This window comes from Enterococcus rivorum, from assembly GCF_001742285.1.
GTDB lineage: Bacteria > Bacillota > Bacilli > Lactobacillales > Enterococcaceae > Enterococcus_L > Enterococcus_L rivorum.
In genome coordinates, this window is record NZ_MIEK01000006.1 from 69,859 (window position 1) to 76,972 (window position 7,114).

The window sequence follows — 7,114 nt, forward strand, 5'->3', positions numbered from 1 at the left end:
AGAGTTACTGTGGAGACATTAATTCAAGGAATCACATCAATTACTTTTGGACAGATATTTATGATGTCCATTGGCTGTTTACTAATGTATTTAGGAATCAAAAAAGAATATGAACCAACATTGTTAGTGCCTATGGGACTAGGAACAATCTTAGTCAATTTTCCCGGAACAGGCGTTTTGACACAAATGGTCAATGGAACAGAAGCAGAAGGTGTTTTGGACGTATTATTCAAAGCCGGGATTGCAACAGAGTTATTTCCGTTATTAATATTTATCGGAATTGGTGCAATGATTGATTTTGGTCCGTTATTGCAGAATCCATTTATGCTTCTTTTTGGAGCTGCTGCTCAATTCGGTATTTTCTTTACCGTTATCGTGGCTGTATTATTCGGTTTTAATATCGAAGAGGCTGCTTCTATCGGCATAATCGGTGCAGCAGATGGTCCAACATCTATTTTTGTATCCAATCAATTAGCTCCTAATTTACTAGGACCAATTACTGTGGCTGCTTATTCTTACATGGCTTTAGTCCCGATTATTCAACCGATTGCAATTAAAGCAGTCACTACAAAACATGAACGCCAAATTCGTATGACCTACAAAGCAGATAGTGTATCGAAGTTAACAAAAATTGTCTTTCCAATAGCGATTACGATTGTGGCTGGGTTTATTGCACCTATTTCACTACCGTTAGTTGGGTTCTTAATGTTTGGGAACTTGTTAAGAGAATGTGGTGTTCTCGATCGTCTTTCAAATACAGCGCAAAATGAATTAGTTAATATTGTATCGATTTTACTTGGTCTAACTATTTCAATAAAAATGCAAGCAGATCTGTTTTTAAACGTGCAAACGTTAATGATTATTGCTTTTGGATTGGTTGCGTTCATAATGGATTCGGTAGGTGGTGTTCTTTTTGCCAAGTTATTGAATCTATTTAGAAAAGAAAAAATCAATCCAATGATTGGGGCAGCGGGTATCTCTGCTTTTCCAATGTCCAGTCGAGTGATTCAAAAAATGGCAACGGACGAAGATCCGCAAAACTTTGTTTTAATGTATGCTGTTGGAGCAAACGTTTCCGGACAAATCGCTTCAGTAATTGCTGGTGGACTGCTCTTAGCATTCTTCTCGTAAGAAATGGATGTTTATCAAAAGGATCATTGAAAGGAGTTTTTAATCGTGGATGTAGAATCATTAAAAATCGCTGCTGAGTTAATGCTTTTCGGCATGGGTGGCGTATTCTTAGTTTTATTTTTACTTTATCTTATTTCAAAACTACTACTTAAAATCTTTCCAGCGAAGTAAAAGGAGGAGCAATCAATGGAACTAAAGAGAATCTGGTTGCAGAATGACAAAAAACTTAAATTACAGTGGCAAACACTTTTAATCGATAATGAATTAACGCCAGATAGTCAAGTTGATTATACAGTCGGTATTTTTGAGCAGGAAAAACTAATTGGAACGGGTTCTCTTTACGGAAATATTTTGAAGTGCATTGCCATTGATTGGTCTTATCAAAACGCAAATTTACTGACACCAATTTTACAATCTTTAAGAGAAAAATTGTTGGAGTCTGGTGAAACACATTCTTTTTTATATACAAAGCCAGCAACAAGTGAATTTTTTGAAAATCTTGGGTTCTCTAAGATTATTGCTACAGAAGAAATTGTTTTTTTAGAACAAGGACTACCAGATTTTAACGACTATTTAACGTCATTAAAAAGGAACAAACAAGCCACGAAGAATAATGCATCAATTGTTATGAATGCTAATCCTTTTACTAATGGTCATTTATATTTGATTACAGAAGCGGCGAAAAAATGCGATACACTATACATTTTTGTATTATCAGAAAATCGCTCCCTTTTTAGTAATCAAACGCGTCTGAATTTAGTTAGAGAAGGAGTTCGGCATTTAGATAATGTTGTTGTTTTTGAAACGAAAGAATACATGGTATCAGATGCAACATTTCCCGCTTATTTTTTGAAAGATCAAGCAGAGTTAGCAGTCGCTAAAGTACAAGCCAAACTGGATGCACGTCTATTTAAAGAAAATATTGCCCCTTGGCTATCGATAAAAGCGAGATATGTTGGTGAAGAGCCATTTTCAGAAGTAACTGCATTATACAACCAAGTAATGAAGGAAGTCTTTTTACCTGAGATAACCTTAGTTGAGATACCAAGAAAAGAATTGTTTGGAGAAGCAATCAGTGCAACGAAAGTAAGAAAATTAATTCAAGAAAAGGACTATCGAGCCATTCAATCTCTTGTTCCAAAATCAACGTACGAAGAAATAATTAAACATAATAAATAGTATGAGGTGTGTATTTTGATAATAAAACAAAGTGCTTCGGCAGGAACGACCGAGTCGAGTGATATTATGATTACCATTGATAAAAATGAGAACGGAATTGTCATCGCCTTAGAGAGTAGTGTAGAAAAACAATTTGGTAGACAAATTCGTGAAAAAATCAGAACAACATTAAACAAATTAGACATAACAAATGCGAAAATTCAAGCAATCGATAAAGGCGCATTAGACTGCACAATTCAAGCAAGAACAATCGCTGCTGCTTATCGTGCTGCTGGAGAAGAACAAGTAGATTGGCAGGTGATTCAAACATGGCTAGATTGAGAAGAACGATGATGTTTGTTCCCGGAGCAAATGCAGCGATGCTTCGAGATGCACCTTTATATGGGGCAGATTCTTTAATGTTTGATTTAGAAGATGCTGTTTCCTTAAAAGAAAAAGATACTGCACGTTTGCTTGTTTATTATGCGCTGAAAACTTTTGATTATCATTCTGTTGAAACGGTTGTTCGAATTAATGGATTAGAGACCGTGGGAAGACAAGATATTGAAGCGATGGTTTTAGCGGGTGTGGATGTTATTCGTTTGCCTAAAACTGAAACTGCTCAAGATATTGTTGATGTTGACAGTGCTATTTCAGAGATGGAAAAAAAATATGAAATCCCGCTAGGACGAACAAAAATGATGGCTGCCATTGAATCTGCTGAAGGAGTTCTAAATGCGAGAGAAATCGCTAAAGCAAGTAGTCGACTAATCGGTATAGCATTAGGAGCAGAAGATTATGTGACGAATATGAAAACGCGGCGTTATCCAGATGGACAAGAACTTTTCTTTGCTAGAAGTAGTATTCTTCATTCGGCTCGAGCTGCAGGCATTGCCGCTATTGATACAGTTTATTCTGACGTAGAAAATGAAGCAGGCTTTCTAGCAGAAGTTCAGCTAATTAAGCAACTAGGCTTTGACGGGAAATCAGTCATTAATCCACGACAAATCCCTCTAGTCAATCAAGTCTATGCGCCTACTGAAAAAGAAATTCAACAAGCAAAAGAAGTCATCTGGGCGATTCAAGATGCGGAGTCTAAAGGTTCGGGAGTCGTTTCTTTAAACGGGAAAATGATTGATAAACCCATTGTTGAACGTGCAGAAAGAGTGATTGCCTTAGCGCTAGCAACAAAGTTAATTTCTGAGGAGGAAGTCTAAAATGAAAAATGAAGTAGGGAAAGTAATTCCTGAAAAATATTCAGCTCACTATGGTCTATTTAAAGGAGAATTAGCCAATATTAATGAATACCAAGAATCAAGCAGGCTGATTCATCCTGTTAAACCGAGGGATAGAAAATTACTTGGGAGTTTGCAAGAAGCAATCATAAAGACAGGCTTAAAAGACGGAATGACAATTTCCTTTCATCATCATTTTCGTGAAGGTGATTATGTGATGAATATGGTTTTGGCTGAAATTGCTGAAATGGGGATAAAAAATTTATCCATTGCTCCGAGTTCAATAGCGAATGTTCATGAACCGTTAATCGAACACATCAAAAATGGCGTAGTAACTTCGATTACTTCAAGTGGTCTTCGCGATAAAGTGGGCGCTGCTATTTCAGCTGGAATTATGGAAAATCCAGTTGTGATTCGCTCGCATGGTGGTAGAGCGAGAGCAATAGCGACGGATGATATCCATATCGATGTTGCTTTTTTAGGAGCACCCAGTTCAGATGAATATGGCAATGTCAATGGAACGGTTGGAAAAGCAACTTGCGGTTCTTTGGGTTATGCGATGATTGATGCTAAATATGCTGACCAAGTAGTTGTAATAACAGACAGCCTAATGCCCTATCCTAATACACCTATCAGTATTCCACAAACAGATGTAGATTTTGTAGTCGAAGTAGAAAGTATTGGCGATCCTAGCGGGATATCTAAAGGAGCTACTCGTTTTACTAAAAATCCTAAAGAACTATTAATTGCCGAATATGCTGCAAAAATGATTACTCACTCCCCCTATTACAAACAAGGATTTTCTTTCCAGACCGGAACAGGCGGAGCATCACTAGCGGTTACAAGGTTTTTAAGAGATGCTATGGAGAAAGATGAGATTACTGCAAGCTTCGCTCTTGGTGGAATCACCAATGCCATGGTAGAACTTTTAGAGGATGGACTAGTGGAAAAAATTATAGATGTTCAAGATTTCGACCATTTATCAGCTATTTCTCTAGGAAGCAATCCGAACCATTATGAAATTGATGCCAATATGTATGCCTCACCATTAAGCAAAGGTTCTGTGATTAATCAATTAGATACGGCTATTTTATCAGCTTTAGAAATTGATACACAGTTTAACGTAAATGTGATTACAGGTTCTGATGGTGTAATAAGGGGAGCATCTGGCGGACATTCAGATACTAGTGCCGCTTGTAAGATGAGTCTAGTGATTGCTCCGTTAGTCCGAGGTCGAATTCCAACGATTGTTAAAGAGGTAAACACTGTCGTGACCCCTGGAACTAGTGTTGATATCGTTGTAACAGAGGTTGGCGTTGCAATTAATCCTAACCGACAAGATTTAATTGAACACTTCAAACAATTAGAAGTACCACAATACACAATCGAAGAGTTACAAGCAAAAGCCTACGGGATTGTTGGGAACCCAGATCCCATTCAATATGGCGAAAAAGTTGTAGCGGTAATTGAATATCGTGATGGTTCAGTTATTGATGTGGTTCACAATGTCTAAACTAAATCTAAACGGAGAAGCGGTTCATTTAGCAGAAATGTTAAATGCTCGTGATAATCGAGCAATCCTTCAACGTAAACTTTTAGAGAGTGCAGCCGACAGTACATTACTAAGCGTGACAATGAACATTCCTGGATCAGTTAAAACGACACGAGAAATTAAAACTATTTTTTTGAAAATGATTGAAGAAGTAGAAAAAATTTTGGCTGAAGCAGAGGTCGTTTCTAAAACCTATCAGGATTTGAAGACAGGACCAGAGTGTTTTTTACTAGTTAAAAAAAATAGCATTGAACTAAAAAAAAGAATGATTCAGTTAGAAGAAATTCATCCATATGGTCGACTAATGGATTTAGATGTCCTCTACATTGCAGATGAGCAGTTACATTCTATCAGTAGAACAGATTTGGGATTTGAATTGCGAAGCTGCTTAATTTGTAAGAATAACGCTAAAATTTGCGCAAGAATGGCACGACACAATATAGATGAACTTATTCAAGCGACGTACCAGATCATTCAGAAAGGAAAAACAATATGAAAAAACAAGTACTGTTTACTGAAACGGTTTTACGAGATGGACAGCAAAGCCAAATTGCGACTAGAATGCCTACAAGTGATATGCTCCCAATTATAGAAATATTAGATGAAGCTGGCTTTCATGCGTTAGAAATGTGGGGAGGCGCAACTTTTGATGCCTGTATTCGTTTTTTGAATGAAGATCCTTGGGAACGCTTAAGAGCTATTCGGAAAATGACTAAAAAAACGAAGTTGCAAATGCTCTTACGTGGTCAAAACTTATTAGGATACAAAAATTATGCAGATGATGTAGTCGCTACTTTTATTCAAAAATCCTTAGAAAATGGGATCGATATTATACGGGTCTTTGATGCATTAAACGATACTAGAAATTTAAAAACATCTATTGAAGCAACTAAAAAATTTGGTGGACATTGTCAAACGGCCATTTCTTATACAACTAGTGATTTTCATACCATTGATTATTTTGTTAAACTAGCTCTTGAAATGGAAGACATGGGAGCCGATTCTATCTGCGTAAAAGATATGGCTGGGATTTTAACACCAGAAGATGCGTATTCTTTAGTAACTGGGATCAAAGATAAAATCAATCTTCCATTAGAAATTCATACACATGCAACCAGTGGTATTTCTGAAATGACGTATTTAAAAGCCATCGAAGCTGGAGCAGATATTATCGATACAGCTATTTCTTCATTTTCAGGTGGAACAAGCCAACCGGCAACAGAATCTATGGCGTTGTCTTTAAAAGGCTTGGGTTATGAAACTCAATTAGATATGGAAAAAGTTGCTGCTGTAGCAGAATATTTTAATCCTGTAAGAGATAAATTTCGTCAGGAAGGCTTATTGAATCCTAAAGTGAAAGATACGGAACCGAAAACACTTCTTTATAAAGTTCCAGGAGGAATGCTTTCTAACTTGTTAAGTCAACTATCAGAACAAGGGTTATCGGATAAATATGAAGAAGTTTTAGCAGAAGTCCCTCGAGTTCGTGCCGATTTAGGATACCCACCTTTAGTAACACCGCTTTCTCAAATGGTTGGCACGCAAGCTGTTATGAATGTCATTAGCGGTGAAAGGTATAAAATCGTACCAAAAGAAATTAAAGATTACGTAAAAGGTCTATATGGTAAGCCTCCAGTTGCTATTTCGAAAGAAATGACACAGTTGATTATCGGTAATGAAGAGCTAGTGACTGTTCGACCAGCGGATTTGTTAAGCCCAGAATTACCAATATATGAAAAAGAAATTCAAGAATATGCAAAATCGATTGAGGATGTCTTGTTATATGCGTTATTTCCGCAGCAAGGCAAAGATTTTTTAGGGCGAAGAGAAGATCGCTTTTATGAGGTACCCATCCAAAAAGTAAACGTAAAATTAGCGATTCCTTAAAAATAAGCAAAACAGTAAGAAAAGTCTCTGTAACTTTTCTTGCTGTTTCTTTTTTTATATCTTTGAAAACCACTGGCTAAGCCGGTGGTTCCGGAGAGCTTCCAGCGAGGTAAGAAAAAAAGCCTCCTAAAATGCTAAGATGAAAAAGGTT

The 7,114-nt window shown here is 36.9% G+C and carries 8 protein-coding genes; all 8 read left to right on the top strand.

Annotated features, from left to right (window positions below; translation table 11 throughout):
* Positions 1 to 9 precede the first annotated feature (9 nt).
* Genes BCR26_RS03385 through BCR26_RS03420 form a run of 8 tightly spaced genes read left to right on the top strand, consistent with a single transcriptional unit; the run spans position 10 to position 6,963 of the window.
* Positions 10 to 1,131: a sodium ion-translocating decarboxylase subunit beta gene (locus BCR26_RS03385; protein WP_069697563.1), complete on the top strand. Its 1,122-nt coding sequence runs from the start codon at positions 10 to 12 to the stop codon at positions 1,129 to 1,131.
* A 45-nt stretch (positions 1,132 to 1,176) separates the two neighbouring features.
* Positions 1,177 to 1,302: an OadG-related small transporter subunit gene (locus BCR26_RS03390; RefSeq protein WP_245341903.1), complete on the top strand. Its 126-nt coding sequence runs from the start codon at positions 1,177 to 1,179 to the stop codon at positions 1,300 to 1,302.
* 15 nt (positions 1,303 to 1,317) lie between these two features.
* Positions 1,318 to 2,310, top strand: a complete 993-nt coding sequence (gene citC / locus BCR26_RS03395; RefSeq protein ID WP_069697564.1) for a [citrate (pro-3S)-lyase] ligase — start codon at positions 1,318 to 1,320, stop codon at positions 2,308 to 2,310.
* A gap of 15 nt (positions 2,311 to 2,325) precedes the next feature.
* Entirely contained in the window at positions 2,326 to 2,631 is a 306-nt protein-coding gene (citD, locus tag BCR26_RS03400; protein WP_069697565.1) for a citrate lyase acyl carrier protein, read from the top strand.
* On the top strand, positions 2,619 to 3,506 hold the full coding sequence (gene citE, locus BCR26_RS03405; protein WP_069697566.1) for a citrate (pro-3S)-lyase subunit beta: 888 nt from the start codon (positions 2,619 to 2,621) through the stop codon (positions 3,504 to 3,506). The genes citD and citE overlap by 13 nt, the downstream gene beginning before the upstream one ends.
* A gap of 1 nt (position 3,507) precedes the next feature.
* Positions 3,508 to 5,037, top strand: a complete 1,530-nt coding sequence (gene citF, locus BCR26_RS03410; protein ID WP_069697567.1) for a citrate lyase subunit alpha — start codon at positions 3,508 to 3,510, stop codon at positions 5,035 to 5,037.
* Positions 5,003 to 5,572 (top strand): citrate lyase holo-[acyl-carrier protein] synthase, encoded by a 570-nt coding sequence (citX, locus tag BCR26_RS03415; RefSeq protein ID WP_084386999.1) that lies wholly within the window; start codon positions 5,003 to 5,005, stop codon positions 5,570 to 5,572. The genes citF and citX overlap by 35 nt, the downstream gene beginning before the upstream one ends.
* On the top strand, positions 5,569 to 6,963 hold the full coding sequence (locus BCR26_RS03420; RefSeq protein ID WP_069697569.1) for an oxaloacetate decarboxylase subunit alpha: 1,395 nt from the start codon (positions 5,569 to 5,571) through the stop codon (positions 6,961 to 6,963). The genes citX and BCR26_RS03420 overlap by 4 nt, the downstream gene beginning before the upstream one ends.
* The last annotated feature ends 151 nt before the right edge of the window (positions 6,964 to 7,114 follow it).